At 39.5% G+C, this 21,280-nt stretch carries 22 protein-coding genes, 1 pseudogene and 2 riboswitches; of the genes and pseudogenes, 1 reads left to right on the top strand and 22 read right to left on the bottom strand.

The window, feature by feature from the left end:
- Positions 1 to 165: 165 nt before the first annotated feature.
- The 4 genes from COE25_RS21055 to COE25_RS21070 form a co-directional block, all read right to left on the bottom strand.
- The gene (locus COE25_RS21055) at positions 166 to 1,383 is read right to left on the bottom strand and encodes an MDR family MFS transporter (protein WP_098934003.1); all 1,218 of its coding nucleotides are present in this window, start codon (positions 1,381 to 1,383) and stop codon (positions 166 to 168) included.
- Positions 1,384 to 1,522: 139 nt separating this feature from the next.
- The gene (locus COE25_RS21060) at positions 1,523 to 1,789 is read right to left on the bottom strand and encodes a phage holin (RefSeq protein WP_088086936.1); all 267 of its coding nucleotides are present in this window, start codon (positions 1,787 to 1,789) and stop codon (positions 1,523 to 1,525) included.
- 108 nt (positions 1,790 to 1,897) lie between these two features.
- Positions 1,898 to 3,247 carry an ABC transporter permease gene (locus COE25_RS21065; RefSeq protein WP_098934004.1) on the bottom strand — a complete coding sequence of 450 codons (1,350 nt, stop codon included), beginning with the start codon at positions 3,245 to 3,247 and terminating at the stop codon, positions 1,898 to 1,900.
- Complete coding sequence (locus COE25_RS21070; protein WP_088086934.1) at positions 3,244 to 3,933, bottom strand: ABC transporter ATP-binding protein; 690 nt, start codon at positions 3,931 to 3,933, stop codon at positions 3,244 to 3,246. The genes COE25_RS21065 and COE25_RS21070 overlap by 4 nt, the downstream gene beginning before the upstream one ends.
- Before the next feature lie 221 nt (positions 3,934 to 4,154).
- On the opposite strand from COE25_RS21070, the gene COE25_RS21075 reads away from it, so the two are divergent.
- Complete coding sequence (locus tag COE25_RS21075) at positions 4,155 to 6,257, top strand: transglycosylase domain-containing protein (RefSeq protein ID WP_088086933.1); 2,103 nt, start codon at positions 4,155 to 4,157, stop codon at positions 6,255 to 6,257.
- Positions 6,258 to 6,274: 17 nt separating this feature from the next.
- Here COE25_RS21075 and COE25_RS21080 read toward each other — a convergent pair whose 3' ends face one another.
- The 18 genes and pseudogenes from COE25_RS21080 to COE25_RS21165 all read right to left on the bottom strand — a co-directional run bounded on the left by COE25_RS21080 (position 6,275) and on the right by COE25_RS21165 (position 21,236).
- Positions 6,275 to 6,991 (bottom strand): ATP-binding protein, encoded by a 717-nt coding sequence (locus COE25_RS21080; RefSeq protein ID WP_098934005.1) that lies wholly within the window; start codon positions 6,989 to 6,991, stop codon positions 6,275 to 6,277.
- A complete protein-coding gene (locus COE25_RS21085; RefSeq protein ID WP_088086931.1) occupies positions 6,988 to 7,479 on the bottom strand; it encodes an ECF transporter S component in 492 nt (163 codons plus the stop codon). Before COE25_RS21085 ends, COE25_RS21080 begins: the two co-directional genes overlap by 4 nt.
- A gap of 1 nt (position 7,480) precedes the next feature.
- A complete protein-coding gene (locus tag COE25_RS21090; RefSeq protein ID WP_088086930.1) occupies positions 7,481 to 8,065 on the bottom strand; it encodes a cob(I)yrinic acid a,c-diamide adenosyltransferase in 585 nt (194 codons plus the stop codon).
- Between the two features lie 15 nt (positions 8,066 to 8,080).
- The gene (locus COE25_RS21095) at positions 8,081 to 8,515 is read right to left on the bottom strand and encodes a bifunctional adenosylcobinamide kinase/adenosylcobinamide-phosphate guanylyltransferase (RefSeq protein ID WP_088086929.1); all 435 of its coding nucleotides are present in this window, start codon (positions 8,513 to 8,515) and stop codon (positions 8,081 to 8,083) included.
- The gene (locus tag COE25_RS21100) at positions 8,467 to 9,066 is read right to left on the bottom strand and encodes a histidine phosphatase family protein (protein ID WP_256942331.1); all 600 of its coding nucleotides are present in this window, start codon (positions 9,064 to 9,066) and stop codon (positions 8,467 to 8,469) included. Before COE25_RS21100 ends, COE25_RS21095 begins: the two co-directional genes overlap by 49 nt.
- The gene (gene cobS, locus COE25_RS21105) at positions 9,036 to 9,824 is read right to left on the bottom strand and encodes an adenosylcobinamide-GDP ribazoletransferase (protein ID WP_098934006.1); all 789 of its coding nucleotides are present in this window, start codon (positions 9,822 to 9,824) and stop codon (positions 9,036 to 9,038) included. The genes COE25_RS21100 and cobS overlap by 31 nt, the downstream gene beginning before the upstream one ends.
- Complete coding sequence (locus COE25_RS21110) at positions 9,821 to 11,329, bottom strand: cobyric acid synthase (RefSeq protein WP_098934007.1); 1,509 nt, start codon at positions 11,327 to 11,329, stop codon at positions 9,821 to 9,823. Before COE25_RS21110 ends, cobS begins: the two co-directional genes overlap by 4 nt.
- A complete protein-coding gene (locus COE25_RS21115; RefSeq protein ID WP_098934008.1) occupies positions 11,326 to 11,898 on the bottom strand; it encodes a bifunctional adenosylcobinamide kinase/adenosylcobinamide-phosphate guanylyltransferase in 573 nt (190 codons plus the stop codon). The genes COE25_RS21110 and COE25_RS21115 overlap by 4 nt, the downstream gene beginning before the upstream one ends.
- Positions 11,880 to 12,956 carry a threonine-phosphate decarboxylase CobD gene (gene cobD / locus COE25_RS21120; RefSeq protein WP_098934009.1) on the bottom strand — a complete coding sequence of 359 codons (1,077 nt, stop codon included), beginning with the start codon at positions 12,954 to 12,956 and terminating at the stop codon, positions 11,880 to 11,882. The genes COE25_RS21115 and cobD overlap by 19 nt, the downstream gene beginning before the upstream one ends.
- The gene (gene cbiB, locus COE25_RS21125) at positions 12,913 to 13,896 is read right to left on the bottom strand and encodes an adenosylcobinamide-phosphate synthase CbiB (protein ID WP_098934010.1); all 984 of its coding nucleotides are present in this window, start codon (positions 13,894 to 13,896) and stop codon (positions 12,913 to 12,915) included. The genes cobD and cbiB overlap by 44 nt, the downstream gene beginning before the upstream one ends.
- Positions 13,893 to 15,359: a heme ABC transporter ATP-binding protein gene (locus tag COE25_RS21130; RefSeq protein ID WP_098934011.1), complete on the bottom strand. Its 1,467-nt coding sequence runs from the start codon at positions 15,357 to 15,359 to the stop codon at positions 13,893 to 13,895. The genes cbiB and COE25_RS21130 overlap by 4 nt, the downstream gene beginning before the upstream one ends.
- Before the next feature lie 3 nt (positions 15,360 to 15,362).
- The gene (locus COE25_RS21135; RefSeq protein ID WP_088086921.1) at positions 15,363 to 16,424 is read right to left on the bottom strand and encodes a FecCD family ABC transporter permease; all 1,062 of its coding nucleotides are present in this window, start codon (positions 16,422 to 16,424) and stop codon (positions 15,363 to 15,365) included.
- Positions 16,390 to 17,355 carry an ABC transporter substrate-binding protein gene (locus COE25_RS21140; protein WP_088086920.1) on the bottom strand — a complete coding sequence of 322 codons (966 nt, stop codon included), beginning with the start codon at positions 17,353 to 17,355 and terminating at the stop codon, positions 16,390 to 16,392. The genes COE25_RS21135 and COE25_RS21140 overlap by 35 nt, the downstream gene beginning before the upstream one ends.
- 194 nt (positions 17,356 to 17,549) lie before the next feature.
- Positions 17,550 to 17,742, bottom strand: a riboswitch (cobalamin riboswitch).
- A gap of 58 nt (positions 17,743 to 17,800) precedes the next feature.
- Positions 17,801 to 18,271: a 6,7-dimethyl-8-ribityllumazine synthase gene (gene ribH, locus COE25_RS21145; protein ID WP_088086919.1), complete on the bottom strand. Its 471-nt coding sequence runs from the start codon at positions 18,269 to 18,271 to the stop codon at positions 17,801 to 17,803.
- Between the two features lie 26 nt (positions 18,272 to 18,297).
- Positions 18,298 to 18,921: pseudogene (gene ribB, locus COE25_RS21150) on the bottom strand (3,4-dihydroxy-2-butanone-4-phosphate synthase); the annotation flags it as partial.
- 59 nt (positions 18,922 to 18,980) lie between these two features.
- Positions 18,981 to 19,640 (bottom strand): riboflavin synthase, encoded by a 660-nt coding sequence (gene ribE, locus COE25_RS21155; RefSeq protein ID WP_098934012.1) that lies wholly within the window; start codon positions 19,638 to 19,640, stop codon positions 18,981 to 18,983.
- A gap of 148 nt (positions 19,641 to 19,788) precedes the next feature.
- A riboswitch (FMN riboswitch) is annotated at positions 19,789 to 19,937 on the bottom strand.
- 162 nt (positions 19,938 to 20,099) lie between these two features.
- Positions 20,100 to 20,570, bottom strand: coding sequence for a GyrI-like domain-containing protein (locus COE25_RS21160; RefSeq protein WP_088086851.1), 471 nt, complete (start codon positions 20,568 to 20,570; stop codon positions 20,100 to 20,102).
- Positions 20,571 to 20,711: 141 nt separating this feature from the next.
- Positions 20,712 to 21,236 (bottom strand): CBO0543 family protein, encoded by a 525-nt coding sequence (locus COE25_RS21165; RefSeq protein ID WP_098934013.1) that lies wholly within the window; start codon positions 21,234 to 21,236, stop codon positions 20,712 to 20,714.
- Positions 21,237 to 21,280 lie beyond the last annotated feature (44 nt).

The following is a 21,280-nucleotide window of genomic DNA, read 5'->3' on the forward strand; positions in this document are numbered from 1 at the left end:
CAAACCTAAATATCCTCTTACCATATCTCTTCTTCTTATTTTAACAAAAAATTGGTAAATTATAGACATTATGGTAATAAATGAATAATTTGGTTCAAGAGTCCTGGAATTAAAGATATGAAAAATGCCTCTGGTTTTCATCACCACAGGCATTTTTTTATCTTTTTAAGTCGTTTTTTCAATGCTAGCTTTAGTCTCAATGAAAACTTTGTTTCCAGCTGAAAAGAACACGATACTTCCTATTGTTGTTAGAGCAATAAGCCAAAACATAATTTGTCCTTGATACTGGCTAAGTAGGTAGCCGCCAATGATTGGCCCAAGAAAATTCCCAATTTTCCGGAATTGAGCTGCTCCGAAATAAGTGCCGCGCAAATGCTCAGGGGCCAATTGATCAATCATTATACTGTTGGAAGGAAAGATTAATATTTCACCCAGCGTTATTAACACGATAGCAAGAATAGCTGTTACCCAGCCACTTACAAAGCTAAATGCGATTAAACCTGCCGCCATAAAGACTGCACCGATTACCATTACCTGCATTAATCTAAACTTTTCAGCAACATAACTAATTGGCATCTGAAGGAAAACAACCATCAAGGCATTAATCGTTATGAGCGAGGAAAAAATCACAATGCCATTTTCCACACTACCTTCTAAAATCTGCGGTAAATTGGAATCTATTTGAACATAGCCAATGTTAACTAAAATAATCCCAATGATTAAATACCTTAAGGCCTTATCTGTTTTAATAATCCAAAAAGCATCCCCAAGGGATACCACCTTTTTACTAATCTTATCTGTTTGGATAACCAGCTTTTTCATAAAATAAACTAATACAATCGCATAGATAAGATAAGTTGTTCCCGTAATCGCAAAGGAAAGCTTAGCAGTCGTACTTGCCAAGTATGCACCAATAAGCGGACCTACGGATGCTCCGATATTCATCGCCGTGTAGCGCAAGGAGTAAACCTTCATCCGCTTTTCCTTGCTGGTTAAATCGGCCATCAAGGCTTGTGAGGTTGGTTCGAAGAATGAGGTACAAAGCCCGTTTAGTGCATTTAAGAGAATAAACCACCCCTGTCCTGATGCAAGGGTGAACCCATAATAAACAAATGCTAACGCAAACAAAGCAGTCAGCATAATAGGTTTACGTCCGAACTGGTCCGATAAATGGCCGCCAATAAAGCCGCCGGCGGTCGCCATTAATGGACTCATCCCTACGGTTAACCCAATAACGATTGGTGACAGATCCATATGTCTAGATAAGTAGATTGATAGAAAAGGTAGCGTCATAAAAGCCGAGCCTCTTGACAAAACTGTGCCTAATAACAAAACCCACACAATTGGATGGAATTGCCCAATATAGTTTTTTACTTTTGACATATATGTACTGCCTTTCACGAATATTTTAGTCAATATCTAGTAAAACAATTTGAGTGGATAATGTAAAGAATTTTCTCACTGTTCCATTATAACTAAGAACAAAAAAAGCCAGTTCCATTTTGGAACTGACATGGGTTAATTAATTTGGGTCCTTGTATTTTAACGCCCGTTCACTGTCCCCATAGCCCTTGGTAGTTGGATCCTGTACGATTCCTAACATAGACAGCAATACAAATACAGCATTTAAAAAGGTTAACACAGAATTTTGAATAGCATCCGTGAGTTGAAAATCAATGATCCCAAAGGAATTTAAACACGCAAACACCATTTGAGCAACAATCATAATTTGAGATACAAACGCGATAACCCAGTTCCGGTTTCTTAATCGGACCTTCCAGTTAATCATCTTCCCCAGCCCTTTCCTTTATGTTAAACATTCTTTCTATTAACATATGCTTGGACTAGGAATTGGTTGTCCGCGAATGGTACGGAATTTCAGTGGATAACCTCGTAACTAAACTTCTCTTCGCATTGCTTTTAATACATCAACTTTTGTTGCCCGCTGTGCTGGTCGAAATCCTGAGATAATCGTAACACCATAACAAATTACAATACAAATGATTGGTAAAATAAGTGGGATGTCACTAAATATTATGTCTAAGTCCGTTTCTTGACCAAATGCCTGTTTGATAATTAATGGAATCGCAAAATTCACCGTATAACTAATCCCATAGGAAACGACTGTACCAATGAGTGCACCGATTAATCCAATATAACTGCTTTCAAGCAGAAAGATTTGCTTAATTGTTTTCGGATTCGCACCGATTGCTTTCATAATTCCAATGTCAGGCGCCCGCTCGGTCACCGCCATCGTCATCGTATTATAAATTCCGATAGAAGCGATTAAAATGGCGATCGTCCCAATAAATATGAGTCCTGCTTTTGCAATCATGAATACCATATTTACCTCTTTTAATTCATTTACCACTGAATACGAAGCATAATTCTTGTCTTTTAATTGATCAGAGATACTTTGGACGGCTTCCATGTTTTTAGCATAGATTTTAACTTCATCATACGAGTTTTTATTGACATTCAGGTCGACAGGTACTTCACCATTGGCATCGAGCTGGTACCCTTTTGGTGTTCCAGTGAACGTCTCAATTTCCGTTAGCATTTCATCCGAAATAAACACACTTCTATCTTCGGCCCATTCTTTCGTTGGCTTTTTAGAGATGCCAACAACCTTCAAAGGAATCGTTTTTACTACTTGTTTGCCCTCTTTAAACTGCCTGATCGTTAACGAAATTTCCTTGCCAAGTAATTCACCTTTATAGAGGTACTCCGCTTTAACCTGACCCTTCTCATCGTACAAATCATCGCCAGCCTCCTTTTCTGCGAGATTAGTTAGGAAATTATACCCTACGGCCACTTCATCTTTCCCCTTTGGCAGCCTGCCCTCAGATAATTCAAAACCGGATTTTATTTCTGCCGGAAAATTCGCCACAAAAGTTTGCGTTGCTTCTTGATAATTCCCAATCGTATAGGTGCTTTCCTGTTGCAACATTTTCCTTCTTGTGACAGCTTTTACATCTTTAACTTTTTCAAAAATTTGAATATCTTTATCATTTAAAGGACGAAAAACCCCTTGATCTTTTGTTTCTTTGCCATGGACATCAATTTGGGTAATGACCCTGCGTTCAGTAATTTCTTTTACCACTGATTTCTGTAAGCCAAACCCGACAGAGGCGAGAACAATTAGGAAGGCACATCCCATTGCTGTCGCAAGAATCGTCATAAATACTCTCGTTCTATTTTTCTTCATATTCTGGCTGACGAAGCGGAATTGATCTTTTAACTTCATAACAGCACCCCCTCGACAATACGGCCATCTTTTAACTCAATCTTTCGGTTACCGATATCGGCCACCTTGTCATCATGGGTAATTATCAAAAAGGTGATTCCTAAATCCGTATTTAATTCCTTAATGAATTTCAATAACTCTTCCTCTGTTTCACTATCAAGGCTGCCGGTCGGTTCATCGGCAAGAATTATCGGGGGATTAACAATTAACGCACGGGCGATACTTACCCGCTGCTGCTGCCCGCCTGATAATTCTCCTGGATAATGATCCTGGTAATCTAGCAGACCAACTTTTTTAAGCATTTCTTCCGTTTGGATTTTTCGTTCCTTTTCGTTAATACCTTTTAAAATAAGCGGCAGCTCCACGTTTTGAAAGGCAGTCATGCTCGGAATCAATTGAAAGCTTTGAAAAATAAATCCTAGATTATTAATCCGAAAATCTGCAAATTTCGTTTCGTTCAGATCTGTTACCTTTTCCCCGCTGATCCAAATTTCACCCTCTTTCGGATGAATAAAGCCACTCACTAAATTAAGAAGCGTTGATTTCCCCGATCCGCTTCTACCAACAATCGTAACAATTTCACCTTTTTCGACCGTCAAAGAAATATCTCTAAGTACCGGAATAATTGTTTGTCTTCCTTTTTTTCCAATCACAAAATCATGGCTTAAATTTTTTATCGTTATCATTATTTCCTCCTGTTTCCCATTCATTACACCTAATAGACGAAGTTTTTTTAATGAACCCTACACAAATTTAAAATATTTTTTTAATTACTTGTTAGACATACCTAAGTTTTATTTGTTCCTAGGGGGAATAATAATAGCCAAATGGCTTTTACTAGTCTTTTAATTCGATAAAATTTATAATAAAGGAATTAAAAATTACTCTTTTAAAGTAAGGAGATCACATGGAGAAATTGCATCCATTTTGGGAAAAAATCGTTCGTTTCTGGAAAAAGAAACACTTAACACAAATATTCTTATTAATTATTCTAGTGGTTGTTCTAGCGACCATCCTCTATTTCGGCTGGCTCGCGATGAGAGCAAATGTTCAATCATTAAAGCAGGGTCTCAGTCAGCCGACAGTTATTTATGATAAAAATGGAAAAGTGGCTAGTAATGTCGCTACCAATCGGACGAAAGGCGTAAAAATCGAGGACTTGCCAAAGTATGTCCCCAATGCGGTCGTTGCCATCGAGGACGAACGTTTCTATCAGCATGGCGGTTTTGATATCAAAGGAATTGCCCGTGCCTTTTTCAGTAATTTGTTTGCTGGAAGAATTACAGGCGGTGGCAGTACTTTAACGCAGCAGTTAACGAAGAATGCCCTTCTTTCACCAGAAAGGACCTATAAGCGAAAAGCAGAGGAATTATTTTTAGCGGTAAAAATTGAAAAGGTTTATACCAAAAACGAGATTCTGCAAATGTATATCAATCAGGTTTACTTCGGGAGCGGTGCCTGGGGAATCAGCAATGCGTCGAAAAAATATTTTAATAAAGATATTACTGATGTAACGGTGAGCGAGGCAGCAATGCTAGCCGGACTATTGCATTCACCGAATTATCTGGACCCTTATAATAACTATGATTTAGCGATGAAAAGACGAAATACGGTGTTAGCAAAAATGAAAGAACTAGGTATGATTAATAATTCACAGTATACCGAGGCTAAAAAAGAAAAGATTCGTCTTCACGATGGCGGCGGGAGCTTTGTTGAACGAAAATACCCTTATTATGTGGATGCTGTTTTAAATGAAGCTATCAATAAATACGGCATAACACAGGAGGAAATATTAACAAGAGGTTATCGAATATATACTGCTTTGGATCAAGATCTTCAGTCTGGACTTGAAAAAGTCTATAGTAAAAACTACTTGTTCCCAAGGAGTCAAGGGGGTAAATTAGTTCAAAGTGGTTCAGTCTTAATGGACCCTGCATCAGGGGGAGTACTAGCCCTTGTTGGAGGCCGCGGTGAGCATGTATTCAGAGGCTTTAACCGAGCAACACAATTACGTGCACAGCCTGGATCAACGATCAAACCATTGGCAGTATATACACCAGCCCTTGAAGAAGGATACAACTATTCATCCAAGCTTGTCGATGAACCAACCACCTTCGGAAATTACAAACCAGAAAATTTTTCAAAAACATATTCTGGAAAGGTTGAAATGTATAAGGCACTTGAGAAATCGCTGAATATCCCGGCAGTGTGGCTGTTAAATGAAATTGGCCTAAATAAAGGGATAGATTCATTAAAAAGGTTTGGCATCCCTGTTACAAAAGAAGATAAAAACCTAGCAATTGCACTAGGGGGAATGAGTAAAGGGGTTTCTCCCCTACAAATGGCTAACGCTTTTTCAGCTTTCCCAAATGGCGGAAAGCGTGAAGATAGCCACTTAATTACTAAAATAGTGGGACCTACTGGAAATGTTTTAGCAGAGCGGGAAGCGAAAACCACAAAAGTGACGTCAGGAGAGGTCACGGATGAAATGACATCGATGCTCTTAAATGTAGTAGAAACCGGGACGGGTAGACGCGCCCGTATTCCTGGAGTGCAACTCGCCGGAAAAACAGGATCGACCCAGTTACCATTTAAGGATGTCAGTGGAACAAAGGATCAATGGATGGTTGGATATACCCCAAATCTTGTCGGGGCAATCTGGTTAGGATTTGACCAAACCGACCGAGAGCATTACCTGCCAAGTGCGAGTTCAGCCAATGTGGTGCCAATTTTTAAAGAGATGATGAAGGAGTCTATTCAGCATCTTCCGAAAGAGCAATTCGAAGTTTCTTCAATTAATGCACAGCTCGCCGGAGAAGCTCCCCCAAATCTAAGAATCAATGAACAGGCGAAGAAGATAAGCAAAGAATTAAATGAAAATGCTCAAAAACTAGGTGAAACCATAAAAGAACAAGCCCCTGGATGGAAAAAGGGCTTGGATAGGGCTTTATATAAGCTCGGCGAGGCCGTAAATTCATTAGTTGAAAAAGTTAAAAATAGAGGTGAATAGCACGCAATCGATGCGTGCTATTTTTTTATTTCCAATAGGTTGAAAAATCTTCCTGCTGTTTTCATTACTGTTTCTTCCTGTCCTAGATCATACACAGCCAGAAAGCAGGTAGCTGGTCCAGCTGATTTTAAAATATCTACGTTTGAGATGATCATTTCCTGTGAAAATTCTAGATTAGGGAACATCTGATTGATCTCATATAAAATCCCTTTCGAACCAACCGGCCAAACCATTACATCATGAATCCTACTGATCTTCTGAAAAACGGACAGAGGGGCAACTTGATCATTTTGTTCGATCACTTCCTCCCCAACCAAAGGCATACCTACAACAGCAAACCTCAATTGGTTAGAGTAAGCCATTTCTAATGTTTGAGCAGTCAATTTTTTGCCGATAACAACTAAGCCAAGTGCAGATTGCATCAGTGAAAAATTACTTTCTGTACTACCCGTAATCAATACATCTGATAGATTTAGGTCGTGCAAACCTTTTTGAATGCCACTAACCAATTCATCCCAGGGTTCATTTCCACAGAAGTTGTGGAGCACCACTGAAATGGGCTCCGCGCCTGCTGAGATACATTCCATGACCGCAACTCTATACGAATAATAAGCCACCGTTTCGTATGGGACATAAACTAGATCTTTTTCCTTCATCCCGATAGCTCCACTATTATCACAAGCAATAATGAGGGAGTCCATACCATTTAAAGGAACGGTTATAATATCTCTCATAATTTTTCTTCCCGCTTTGCTAAACCAAAATTGACCAATGAAGAAAGGCGTGGAATTGCTGCCAGTGCAATTACAGTATTGATGACCGAACCGATTAGCAATGAAGGCACAATTCCTAAATAAAAACCGACATTCATTAAGAACATAAATGGTAAGGGAGCAACAAATGCATTCCCAATAATGAAGAGCGCACTTGCTAAAACCTTATTGTTTTTATAAAGACGTCCAAACATCCAAACGAGCATTGCCATTTCGACAGCAATTAATAAGTGCATTGGCCCCAATGGGAAACCACCTATTAGTGCAGATAGGAGATGACCAAATGCAGCCACAACCGCTCCAGCCCCCGCACCAAACAGGACTGCTGCCAATAGGGCTGGAAAAACATCCAATGCGACACTGCCGACAATGGCTGGAATTTTTATCATCGCTCCGACAACTGACAATGCCGTTAACATGGCCAGCCCGCTCACCACTTTTCCCTTCATACTACTTTTCCTCCTTACGCTTCCCATCCCTGAATACATTTGCACTGCGCACATACTCAACGTCGTTGACATTTAATCGGAAGTTTATAACTCTAGCCAATGCAAAGAAATAATCTGATAAGCGGTTTAAGTACATTAAGGCTAATTCAGGTGTTTTAGAGTCAGCCTTGACTAGCTTAACAACTAATCTTTCCGCTCTTCTTGTCACCGTTCTAGCAATATGAATCGATGCCGCGGGCTTGGTTCCTCCTGGTAAAATAAATCGCTCGAGTTCTGGTGCTTCTTTAATGTATTCATCTATTTTCTTTTCAAGGTAATCAATCGATTCTTGCTGCAGCTTTATCACTCGCTTCTCAGTCACATTAGCAAGGTCGCCGCCACAATCAAATAATTCATGTTGAATTTTCTCCAGATCATCAAGCACGTCCTTGAATAATTTGGGGTCAAGCTCTTGAATCGCCTGACCGACAAAGCAATTCACTTCATCTACCGTTCCATACGCTTCCACACGGGTATCATCCTTGTCTACCCTGCCACCTATTATGCTTGTTTTTCCTTTGTCACCTGTTCTTGTGTAAATTCTCATTGAAACTTCTCCCCTTTACTTAATAGTTTGCTTTAATCCATACCAAATGACGTCAACCTTTGCTGATTTTGCTGCGATATCTTGATAGGCCCATCCTGTTACATCCCGCCATAGTCTATTTTCTACTTCCAATGGCACAATTCCTTTTGTGATATCTGTTCCAATCACAACTAATTGGTGATGTTCGCTAATTCGTTCCCAAGTTAGCCAATTCTCTAAACAATCATTCCAGATCTTTCGACACTGGTCGGCATCATTTGTCGCCGTTAAATCTTTCAACCAAATTTCTACTCCCTCAAGGACCATCACATCCTTGCCAAAATCGATTAAATTTATCGGGAGAGAATGGTTATCATATGCTGAGACCCAATGTTTATTCTTGTATGCAGTGTAGGTATTCTTTACCCATGCCCTTTTGCCGTTAAAGGCACCTCCAATAATAAAGTGCACCGCGTCCCCCTCCTTAAAGAATCTTTTTCAAATATGAGTTCGAACCCCTGATCATGGTTAACCTGCCACTCCCAAAATTCTTTTTGGTGTGGGGCAAATTTTGATAAAAGATATCTGATGACTCCCCCATGTGTAATTACTGCTGCGTTCTGCAAACTTGAATCGAGAATCTCTCCAATCATCCTAGCCCAGCCAGCATCAACTCTTTTAGTGAACTCATCAAATGATTCTCCGTCAGGCGGACAATGCAAAACAGGATCTTCCAGCCATTGGCGGTAGAGACTATTTTCTTTCAAGTCTTCATACGTTTTCCCTTCCCATTTGCCGAAATTCATTTCTCGTAATTCTTTTAATAAATAGGGGCTAGAGTTTGGAAATAATATTTGCGCTGTATTAGTACATCTTTGCAAATCACTAGAAAAATAGTGCTGATAGCTTTTTGTTACGAATGTAGTTTTTGATTTCGGACATAAAGGCGAATCATTCCACCCTAGATAGGCTTTCCGTCTATTTTCTTCTGTTACACCATGACGAAATAATGCAATAACCACACGGTCATCCACAGAATTAACTCAGTCCCTTCAACAGCTGCACCTAAGACATCCCCCGTTATACCGCCGAACCATTGCACAGCTTTCCGACGAAAAAGGAATAAACAGCATGCTGCAGCCAAAATCAATAACCCTATTAAGAAGAATTTATTTATGAATAAATTAACAAGAACTAGTACACCAATTAAATAAACAGGATATAGCCATAATGCCTGCGGTTTCGCCGCATTCTGGAATAACGCGCCCAGCCCCTCATCCTTGGCTGACTTTACCGTTAACAACAGAACACCCATGACAGTTTTACTTAAAAAAGGAATGACTGCAATCATAATAAATAGTACGTTTTCGATCTTTGCTGTACTCTCATACATAAATAGAAACCGACAGCTTAATAAAACAAGAATGGAGAGGACACCAAAGGCGCCCGTTCTTGGATCCTTCATAATTTCCAGCCTTTTCCCTTGATCTTGATAGGAAAAATAAGCGTCACTTGCATCCATCCAGCCATCCAGATGAATTCCTCCGGTCAGAAAAATCGTTACCAGCCAAAGCAAGAATGCACAAGCAAGATGGGAAAACGGAGTAAATTCAAGACACAGATAAAATACCGCTGAATAAATGATCCCTTGTATTAATCCAACGAGTGGGAAGGCTTGGACTGCCTTTTTAAGATGGTCTTTATCCATAGGTAACTCGAGTGTTATAGGGATTGCTGTAAAGAATTGAATATTAATCAAGAAGCCTTTCAAAAACTTCATGTTTTTGAACCCCATTGATTGATAATCTTTTTAATCAGATCCCATTTTAGATGACTTTTCATTTCGGCAGCGATAGAATCAAATCGTTTGTCCTTATAGTCGCTAATTGAACGAATTGCTTCAGCAGGGAGTCCTTTCCTTGTCCGAATCATGTTTAACCAGTGATTTCTCCACTCATCATTATGAAATAAATGGTGAAGGTACGTTCCGATAATTTGACCGTCATTGGCGAAATAGCCTTCTTCTTCCCCGTTTGATAATGTTAAAAACGGACAGACTTCTTTAGAAAATATAGTCTTTCCTAAATGGATTTCATACCCTACGATCGGCTGGTGAATTGGTAATTCTATCTCCTTGTGATACAGTGCACTGACTCGATTTGTTTCCTTTTCTTTATAAAAAGTGGTAGCAGCAGGAATCACTCCTAACCCCTTCACCTTGTAGTTCGGTATCCCAGTGTCGGAACCAACTTCATCGATCAAATATCCGCCAAGGATTTGATACCCGCCGCAAATCCCAACAATATAACCGCCATTTGCTACGTAGGTTTGGACTAAGATATCTAACTGTTTATCTCTTAAATTTTTCAAGTCGCTTATCGTACTTTTCGTACCCGGAAGGATCACGGCATCTGGCTGTCCAAACTCACTCGCATGATTGACCAAACGGAGCGAAACATCTTTTTCAAATAAAAACGGTTCCAGATCACTGTAATTTGAAATAAACGGCAGGTTGATGACTGCAATATCAATTGTCCCTTGATTCTGATTAGAAAATTGGCTGCGAATCGATAAAGAATCCTCTCCATCGATCATATGATTCTCCACAAATGGCAATACACCCAATACAGGGATACCTGTTTTCTCCTCCAGCCACTGAACTCCATCTTCAAATAGGGTGATATCTCCGCGGAATTTATTGATAATTACACCAACAACTCGTTGCCTTTCGTAAGGCTCCAATAATTCAAGTGTGCCAACAATACTAGCAAATACCCCGCCGCGATCAATATCAGCAACCAGTATAACTGGTACATCGGCGAGTTCGGCTACCTTCATATTCACTAACTCGCGGTCCTTTAAATTGATTTCAACCGGGCTGCCTGCTCCCTCAATCACCACAACATCAAATTCATCGGCAAGCTGATGAATTGATTTCTTAATCACCTCTAACCCCTTCTCATAAAAATGATCCCGATACCCACGCCCCGAAAGGGTTTCGATCGCTTTTCCTAGATAAACAATTTCGGCATGCTGATCTGACCGTGGCTTTAATAGAATAGGATTCATCCAAATAGTTGGCTCCACTCTAGCAGCTTCCGCCTGAATCCCTTGTGCTCTGCCAATTTCTTTACCGTCTTGTGTCACGTACGAGTTATTGGACATGTTTTGCGATTTAAATGGGGCGACCTTTACTCCCTCATTTGCAAGTATTCGGCACATCGCCGTTACAATTAGACTTTTGCCCACATCTGAAGCCGTACCCTGAATCATGATTCCTTTCATTGCGATACTCCCTTCATTACGATAGGAATCCCTGCCTCCACTAAAAACACTAACTCCGCTTCCTTGACTAAATATTGATGGATTTGGCCCAGCAAGCGGCCATAGGTAAACACCAGATCATTTCCAAGTAACGGCTCGTTTAATACTTCATTACTGACGACAATTATTGTCCGAGCATGATTTTTTATCGAAGTAATCCCTGTAATCACATTTTCTTTAACCGTTTCTAAAAAACGTTCATCCCATGCTTGCGCAGAAGAAAACAATTCATTATTTAATAGAGTCGTGACACAATCCAACAAAATAACATCCTCGCCATGAAAGTCATCAGCTATATTCCCGATTTTAACTGACCGTTCATACGTTTTCCACCGGTAAGTTGCTGAATCTCGATCAAGTTGGTGCTTTTCAATTCGTTCCTTCATTTCTTGGTCAGAAGGAACACCGGTTGCCAGATAGGTAAGCTGGCAGCCTGTCTTACGAGCGATCTCTACTGCTTTCCTCTCAGCAAAGCTGCTCTTCCCACTTCTTACTCCGCCTGTTATGAAGATTAATGATGATGACGCCATTTCACCAACACTTCCATTAGTTGATTATTTTCTTGATTACTTTTTATGGCAAACCGAAGCCATCTTCCCTCTAAACCAGGAAAATTAAAGGTATGCCTTGGAATGATTCCTTGATGAAGAAGGAACTCAAACAACGCAAACTGATCTTTCAAATGCGGATCCTTCAATAAATAGAAATTCACGTTGGAAGACGAAACCACAAATTCTTCCTGTGTAAAAAATGCAAACAGCCTTTTCCGCTCATGACTAATATATGCCTGTGACTCTTTAATAAAAAATTCATTTTGCAGACAAAGTTCCCCTGCTAATAACGCAATGGTATTGGTACTCCAATGTGATTGTAACTGGCTAAGGCTTGAAACAATAGCTGGCTGAGCGATTAAATATCCCAAGCGTATACCTGGAATTGCAAACATCTTTGTCAGCGAGCGAATAATAATTAAATTTGAAAACTTGTTTATGTATGGAACAACTGATTCATATTCTATTAAAAAATCAAAAAATGCTTCATCCAAAACGACCAAGCAATCTCGCTTTTCACAATCCTCAATGATCGAAATAACCGTAGAGGCCGGATAGTAAATACCTGTTGGATTGTTTGGATTACACAAAAACACCGCATCTGCATCCATCAGACTCGAGTGAAAATCGACTGGATTTAATTCAAAGTTCGGCTCCACAAGTTGATGGTAGACAATTTCACATTTGTTTGCCCGACATGCTTGTTCATATTCCGAAAATGTGGGTTCCACAATAAGTACTTTTTTGCCGGCAAGCATACGGGCAAGCAGCGTAATAAGCTCTGCTCCTCCATTTCCAATCAGGATTGTATCGATCGGGGTCTGCTCCGATTTTGCAATCCTTTCCTTAAGCTGTGTTGCATAAGGATCTGGATAAACGTTAATTTCTTGAAAAAAACCCGGCCATTTTTCTTTCAAAGCAGATGGCGGGCCAATCGGGTTAATATTTGCGCTAAAATCTATAAACTGCAACGGGAGTGCAAGGCCCATTGCCTCATATAAATATTGAGGATTCGAGCCATGTGACGGCCAATTCAAGGAGCATTCCCCCTATCCATAAAAATAGTAAAAATAAAAAGACCGTTTTACTTAGAATGTGATTGGCTTTGATGATATGTTCCGCTTGGATCGTATGAATGGGATCACCCATTTTTGCCCGGTTCGATATCATGCCTTTATAATAATTGATTCCGCCAAGCTGTATCCCTAAAATAGCTGCAACTGCCGCTTCCCCCCAGCCGCTGTTTGGGCTCGGATGCTTTTTCGCATCACGGAATAAAATCGCCCAAGCTTTTCTATAAGGCATCCTTACGGGGCGTTTTCCTATCAGCATGATGATTCCTGTTAATCGACTTGGAACCCAATTCATCACATCATCCCATTTTGCAGACGCCCAGCCAAACTCTTTATATCTATCGTTCAAGTGGCCCACCATCGAATCACATGTATTGGCTGCGCGATAAACCATCGCCAGCGGGGCTCCGCCAATCAGTGCCCAAAACAAGGGGGCCGTCACCCCATCACTAGTATTTTCGGCCACAGTCTCAATCGTACCGCGAGCGATTTCACTCTCATCCAAGGAATCTGTATCACGGCCAACAATATAGGATAGTTTTTTCCTTGCTTCAGGAAGGTCCCCTTCTATTAATGGACGATAAACTTCTTGAGAAGCCACCTTCAAGCTTTTTTGAGCAATGGTTGTAGAAATAATCATACTTTCCACTAAAATTCCAACAAAAGGATCAATCCTATATCCAATTAAAACTAATAACAAAGCGATGAAAAAAACTAAGAGTAATATAAAAAGGAGCATGGCCACCCCTTTCCATCGCTTAGACTTGCCATTATTCCAACGTTTTTCAAGAAAAGTTATCATGGTTCCAATCCATCTTACAGGATGGGGCCAATCGGGTGGATCCCCAATAAACAGGTCAATTATATAGGCAACTGTGATTGAGATTAAATGATAGACGATCATTTGCGTTTCCTTTTGCTGGATTTTTGAATCGCTTCGATCGTGCACTGATAAACTGCCTTGCTAATAAGCTTGCCTAACGGGGTAATGGTTCCCGCAAATTCTAATACTTCACCCGTTTGAGTAGCAGCAATTAAGATACTATCTGTCGATGTACCAGTGGCGATCGTTCCGGTGACTTCATCGATTATCTTTAGATCATGCAATGCCTTGACCTTCGCTTCAGTTGCGGTCATGATACATTGAATAAAAGCTTCCTCTGTCAGCTCGCCGCTCACAAAAATCCAGGTATTGATTGTTCCAGGTGTCATTTCAAATGAATGCTGTTCACTTCTCGATGCATCAATCGCATTTCCTACTCCTGCTGTCACAACAGCAAATATCGAGAAGCTATTATGTTCAAATCGCTTGTAAACTACATCTTCGAGGACAACTGCGGTCATCATGCCAACAGTTTCCGACGGTTCAAACCCTTTTGATTTTAAAAATGAAGCCATTTCTGAGCGATGGTCACTACAGCTGTAACCCTTGTGAACATGGCGGTTCACAAATGTTTGGTGCCATCCCGTTCCTGAACCAATCACCCCAGATGACATCGTCCTTAATGGCATGGGGGATGTTAACTCGATTAATTCTTCTGAGATATGTAACATCGACTCATTTATATCAAATTCGACAACTTCGTTTTTCACTTTTGGCAGTAAAACCATTTGCGGTGCAGCGACTTTAGGATGAGGATGTTTTTGAATATCTGTATGATACACATCTCTTATTCGTTCTTCCCGAAGCACCTCATTAGGAATATGATCGATATTAATTCTTCCATTTTCGAGAAGGAGCAATCGATCACAATAAAGCCCTGCAAGGTTTAAATCGTGAAAAATGGAGATGACTGTTAATCCATTTTCTGACGTCCATTGTTTTAAGAAATCTAACAATTCCTTTTGATACGACAAATCCAAATGGTTCGTAGGTTCATCTAACAATAATATTTCAGGCTCTTGGGCTAATGATTGGGCGAGAAATACTCGTTGTTTTTCACCGCCTGATAACTCCTGAATATTTTTATTTTGGAATCTGGAAACACCAATTTGCTTCATTACTCGCTGGACAACCTCTTCATCGGCTTTACTCCAGGATTGAAATAACCCCTTTTGATGTGCATAACGGCCAAGCGAAACGGTTTCTTTTACGGTGTACGAGAAAGATTGTGATGAATGTTGTGAAAGAACGGCAATCATTTGGGCCAGCTGTTTTGGTCTGTATTCCTGCAGCCGTTTCCGATTGATAATAATCTCACCTTTTTGGATTGGTAAAATTCCACTAAGCATTTTTAAAAGGGTTGTCTTTCCACTTCCATTTGGCCCCAATATCCCAAATAATTCTCCCTTTTCCACATCAAAAGAAATGTCCTTCAGAACCGCTTCACTCGAGTATCCACCGGAAACCTGTTGAACACTAAGCATTCTCTAACCACTTCTTTCCATCCTTTTTCTTTGGAGCAGGATTATTGCAAATACCGGTGCACCAATTAAAGCAGTGATGACACCAATGGGTAATTCTATAGGAGATATGATTGTTCTTGAAATTAGGTCAGCTAAGATTAAAAAACCGCTTCCAGTTATGATCGATAAAGGAAGGAGATGCCGGTGATCGGGACCCCATAATAATCTTGATAAATGAGGAATCACTAACCCGACAAAACCAATGGTGCCTGACACCGCAACCGCCGCTCCTGTTAAAATAGAGCCAGCTGTTAATATAATTAGCTTTCTTTTTTGAACATTGACCCCTAAATGCTGTGCCCGCTCTTCCCCAAACGACATGGCGTTTAGTTCTTTTGCATTAAAAACCAGCAGGCTTGAGCCAATGATAAAAAATGGCAAAATGATCTTTATGTACTCCCATCCTCTCATCGATACGCTTCCTAATAGCCAGCCTATAATTTGCCGGAGCTCATCCCCGGTCAGCGCAATCATCAGCGAAATTATTGCCCCTAAGAACGAGCTAAAAATTATCCCTGTTAAAATAATCGTTTCTACTCTCATGGAGCGCTCTATTTTACTGGCGAAAGCAAGGACTAAAAAGATGGTTAAAAAGGAAAATAGAATACTTAGCAATGGTAATGTGAAGGATCCAATAAAAGGGATTGATAGATGAAAAAACAGTGTCAACACCGCTCCAACAGATGCCCCGGAGGATACACCAAGTGTATAAGGATCTGCCAACGGGTTTCTTAACAGTCCTTGAAAGGCTGCCCCTGCAATTGCAAGAGAAGCCCCGACAAGACCTGATAAAATCACTCTAGGTAAGCGAATATTTAGAACAATACTTGAAAACATGGGGTCAATTGTCTCCAATGAAATTACCCCAAAAACTTTCGCACTGATTATTTTAATAATCGTTAACATTGGAACCGAAACTGTTCCTATTGAAATACCTAATAAAATAGCTAGGAATAGGAAAATTCCAGCTATTATGTAGGCTGTATACTTGTTATTTAAAAATTTCAGGATAGACAGCCTTTGCAAGATCTTCTACTCCTTCAACGATCCTAGGGCCTGACCGAGTTACTCGATCAGAATCTACATCGACTACTTTCTTATTTTTTACAGCGTTGACTGTTTCCCAGCCCTTTCTGCTTAAAACTTGTTCTGCCGGATTTTTCACATAGTACCCGTATGTTGTGACGATAACATCAGGATTCCGTTTAATCATCGCCTCTTGATCAATTTTAATCCAGCCTTCTTGATCATTTGCAATGTTTTCAGCATTAATCGAACTTAGCATTTGATCCATAAAGGTATTCTTTCCAGGTGTATAAATTTCTGGAGCCGGTGAAACCTCAACTAATACCTTTTTCTTTTCTTTGATTTCCCCAGCCTTTGCTTTAATTTCGGCCAATTTATCCTTCATCCCTGTAATCATTTCATCGGCTTTCGCTGTTTCACCGGTAGCTTTCCCAATCATATCAATGGAATCATAAACTTGGTCAAAATTTTGCGCATCATTAACAACCAAAACGGTAATTCCGGCATCTTTAAGCTGCTGAAGCCCTGCTTCAGAATTATGAGCGGACGATGCATGTGCTAGCACTAAATCTGGTTTTAAGGAAATGATTTTTTCTAAGTTTATTTCCTGTCCGCCGATTTTTTCTTTTTTCGTCGCTGCTTCCGGATAATTATCGAAATCAGACACGCCCACCACTTCTTTGTCAAGTCCTAATGAAAATGCAATTTCTGTATTACTTGGAATTAGTGAAACGATCTTTTCAGGTTTCTTTTCGATAATAACTTTAGTTTTGGTAGCATCTGTAAGTGTAACAGGATATGTTATTTCCGCTGTTTTCTTCTCTACGCTAGATTTATTCTCTTCCTTCACTTGGTCTTTCTTTTCAGCACAACCTGCTAAAACTCCTACTGTTAATAATACTACTAACAGCAATGAATACAACTTCTTCATTTTTCTCCCTGCTTTCTATGTAATAAAAGTATGTGACAAAAAATAAATCCATTCTTGTGCCAAACAATATAGCTTGGATAACAACAAAAAACATCTCCACAATGTAAATGGAGATGTTGGTATGAGTAGATTCAGGTTACTAGCAACAAGTAAAAAGAGTCTAGACTTCAACACCGTCCTATCCTCGTAGGTCATTGGCGCACAAGAATTAGGCAGGTTTCCTGACTCATGATCGTCGCTTCCTATGCCTTCCCATCGTAGTCGACAGTGACACAATATAGGTTGCTCTCATTTACAGTGGCGGGACCGCGTTGGCTTATACCAAACTTCCCTTTTAAGCTGAAAATCTTTCGAAAAGATTTTAGCACCTAATTTTAAAAATATTTTTTGTTAAACTCATTATAGAAAAGTTGACATGAATTGTACATGTTTTTTTGCAATAATTCTATAATTCAATACTCCTGCATAAATTTGCCATTTCAATCGCAGCAGATGCTGCGTCCCAGCCTTTATTACCTGCTTTAGTTCCTGCACGCTCAATCGCTTGTTCAATGGAATCCGTGGTTAACACTCCAAAAATAACCGGAATACCACTACTTAAATTGATTGCAGAAACACCTTTTGCCACTTCATTACAAACAAAGTCAAAATGTGGAGTAGAGCCGCGAATGACTGTGCCAAGCGTGATAACTGCATCATATTTTTTACTATTAGCCATTTTTTGGGCGATTAATGAAATCTCAAATGCACCTGGTACCCAGGCAACATCCACGTCTGTTTCGCTGACGCCATGTCTTTTGAGAGCATCCTGTGCACCGCCTAATAATTTACTTGTAATGAATTCATTAAAACGTCCAACCACGATTCCAACTTTTAATCCTGAGCCAACTAAATTTCCTTCAAAAATATTACCCATGAGTATTCCTCCTAAATTTGATTTTAAACTTCCCGCTTAACTAAGTTTTCCTTGTTGTTTCGGTATTCTACTAAGTCTTTTATCGTAATCATTTTAACGTTTAGCTTATCAGCAATTTTGCGCAGTTGGGGGACACGGGCCATCGTTCCGTCGTCATTCATGATTTCACAAATGACACCAGCAGGTTTGGCACCGCATAAAATTGCAAGGTCTACAGCTGCTTCTGTATGCCCCGTTCTGCTCAAGACTCCGCCTTTTTTAGCAATTAGCGGAAACATATGCCCTGGTCTTAAAAAATCAGATGCTTTTGATTCCGGGTCGACCATACTCAACACCGTTGCTGAACGTTCAAATGCAGAAATGCCAGTGGTAGAAAATTTATGGTCAATACTTACGGTAAAAGCTGTTCGATTAGGATCCGTGTTCTTGGAAACCATTGGATGTAAGTCGAGCTTTTGAGCTAATGCCTCGTCAATGGGAACACAGATTAGACCTCTTCCGTGAGTGGCCATAAGATTTATAACCTCCGGCGTTGCTTTTTCAGCAAGAGAAATAAAGTCCCCTTCATTTTCCCTGTTCTCATCATCGCAGGCAATAACAACCTTTCCTACTTTTAAATCAGCAAGAGCTTCGTCAATCGTATTAAACACGCCACTTCTCTCCTTTCAAAATTACAAACCAATTAAAACTAGACTTTTCCAACCATCATTTAATTAAAGCCATTGTCAGCTAAAAATTGTGCAGTTATCCCTGTCTTACGTTTTTCCGCTGTATCACTTGAAAGGTTTTTGATAAAATGACCAACGTATTTACCAATCATATCGCATTCTAGATTAACGATATCCCCTGACCCTTTTAATCCCAAAATCGTTTCCGATAATGTGTGAGGGATGATCGATAATGTAAAACTATTTTCTGTTACTGCAAAAACAGTCAAACTTGTCCCATCTACCGTGATAGATCCTCTTAAGATGACATATTTTAATATGTTCTGCTCCGCTTCAATCTCATAGTAAACCGCATTTTCGAAAGACTGTTTACTTTTAATTATGCCAGTTCCATCGATATGTCCAGAGACGAAATGACCGCCAAACCTTCCACCTGCTGCCATCGCCCGCTCAAGATTTACTTTGGAACCCCGCTTAACCATATTTAAACTTGAAGCTTTGACCGTTTCGGGCATAACATCTACCGTGAATAGCTTTCCCGTAAAGGATGTCACCGTTAGACAAACCCCGTTGACCGCAATACTATCGCCAAGGTGAACATCATTTAGTATTTTCTTTGCTTCAATGGCTAACACAAACGACTCACCTGTCCGCTGGATGTTCGCGACTACTCCAATTTCTTCAATAATTCCAGTAAACATAATTTCCTTCTCCTTACTTTGGTTCCACTTAAATTCTTACGCTAAAATGAAAAAGACCCTGAAGACAATAAGTCCTCAGGGTCCTGTAAAAGACAATAGAAAATAAAGGGTTAAAAATAGGTACACTACACCCTACCCTTAAACCTGTCTTTTCCTTCTCCCATCCAGACTTTAACTGTCGGCTCTGGAGTTTCACCAGATCCACCGTTTAACAATAATATGTTAACCGGGTCACGGACTAAGAAGCAACGCTTCATCACCGCCGGTTAGGAATTTCACCTGACCCCGAAGGAAATATACAATTCTTAAATTAATGATAGTATACTTTATTGGAACAGTAAAGGAAAACGCACTAAAAAGTATTTTCATACTAAAATTATTTGATTATTATTTCACATAAAATCCATTAGCTAAGGTGATTGCTTCTTCCCTTAGCTTGCTTCCATTGAAAGAATTAGTTTACTCTTTATAAGTCTTTACTGGTAAATAAATATCAAAGTGAAGCTCCCCAGAAGCATACAGATGTTTATGCTCTTCTTTATATACTTCAATGCTTAATGCATTGTGATCCTGTTCATAGCCATATTCTTTCATCAAAGCATATATTTGTTGATATGTATTTTGGACTTCCTCTTGCGGTCCTTTATGAGTAGCAAAAACATAATTTTTACTTGGAATCGTAAATCCAACCATACCATCGGGAATTTCGTCAATTTTTTCTACGGGCGTTGTTACATAATAGGTGAACTCTGTTTCCCGGCTATGAAAAGGTGCAATCAAGACAGGTTCTTTCGTTTGATAGGATACTTCTTCTAGTCGATTAACCATTTCTTGAAAAAGACGTGGAAGTGTACTGATTTGTGAGTAAGTTCCATTCCATGAAATCCCAACAACTTTCATTTCTTCTTTTTCTATTACCTGGATACTCATGCTAATCCCCCTTTTGAATCATCATATTAATATAATTCTAATCTTAGTCCTCTAAATCCTGCATATATATTTCGACCAAATCAGTAAATTTATTTCAAAAAATGCAAAAAAGCACCCTAAAATAGGTTAGTGGAGGACGATTCATTTTAGAATACTTTGTGGTATCTTAAAAACATTCCACAGGAAAGTAGCAAAGATAGCAGAAAGAATCCAAGCTAAAAGCGGCTTTTTATAATGAACATCTAAAACAATAAACATGACGAAACTAAAAAAAGCTGACCAGCCTAAATTCCAGCCATTTTTATGCACTATTACACCTAATTTCAAATCAGTGAATTCATTAATCGTATAGAGAAGTGTCCAGAATAGGATAAACACTAGTTTCTTCCATGCTGCCTTGGGCATATTACCAAGGAACATGCTAATAGTTGCAGGATACTTAATTAACATAATCAAAAAAGCAATATGGGTGTGCTTTGCCCAGCTTTTATCACTTCCTACAGGTACATATTCCCACATACTATGCTTATAAAATAAAAATTGATAAACCAAATCACCTACCATTAAAAAGAGAAAGGTTGGATAATAAGATTTCCAATTTTTCCAATCGCCCCATTTTATTGCTGAAAAAATAAATATCGCACCATATATCACGTTAAGATTCACGAGCAGGCTCCTTATCACTTATTGTTATTATTTTTTCCAATTAA

The sequence above is a fragment of the Bacillus sp. AFS031507 genome (assembly GCF_002584635.1).
In the GTDB taxonomy this organism is placed as follows: Bacteria; Bacillota; Bacilli; order Bacillales; family Cytobacillaceae; genus Neobacillus.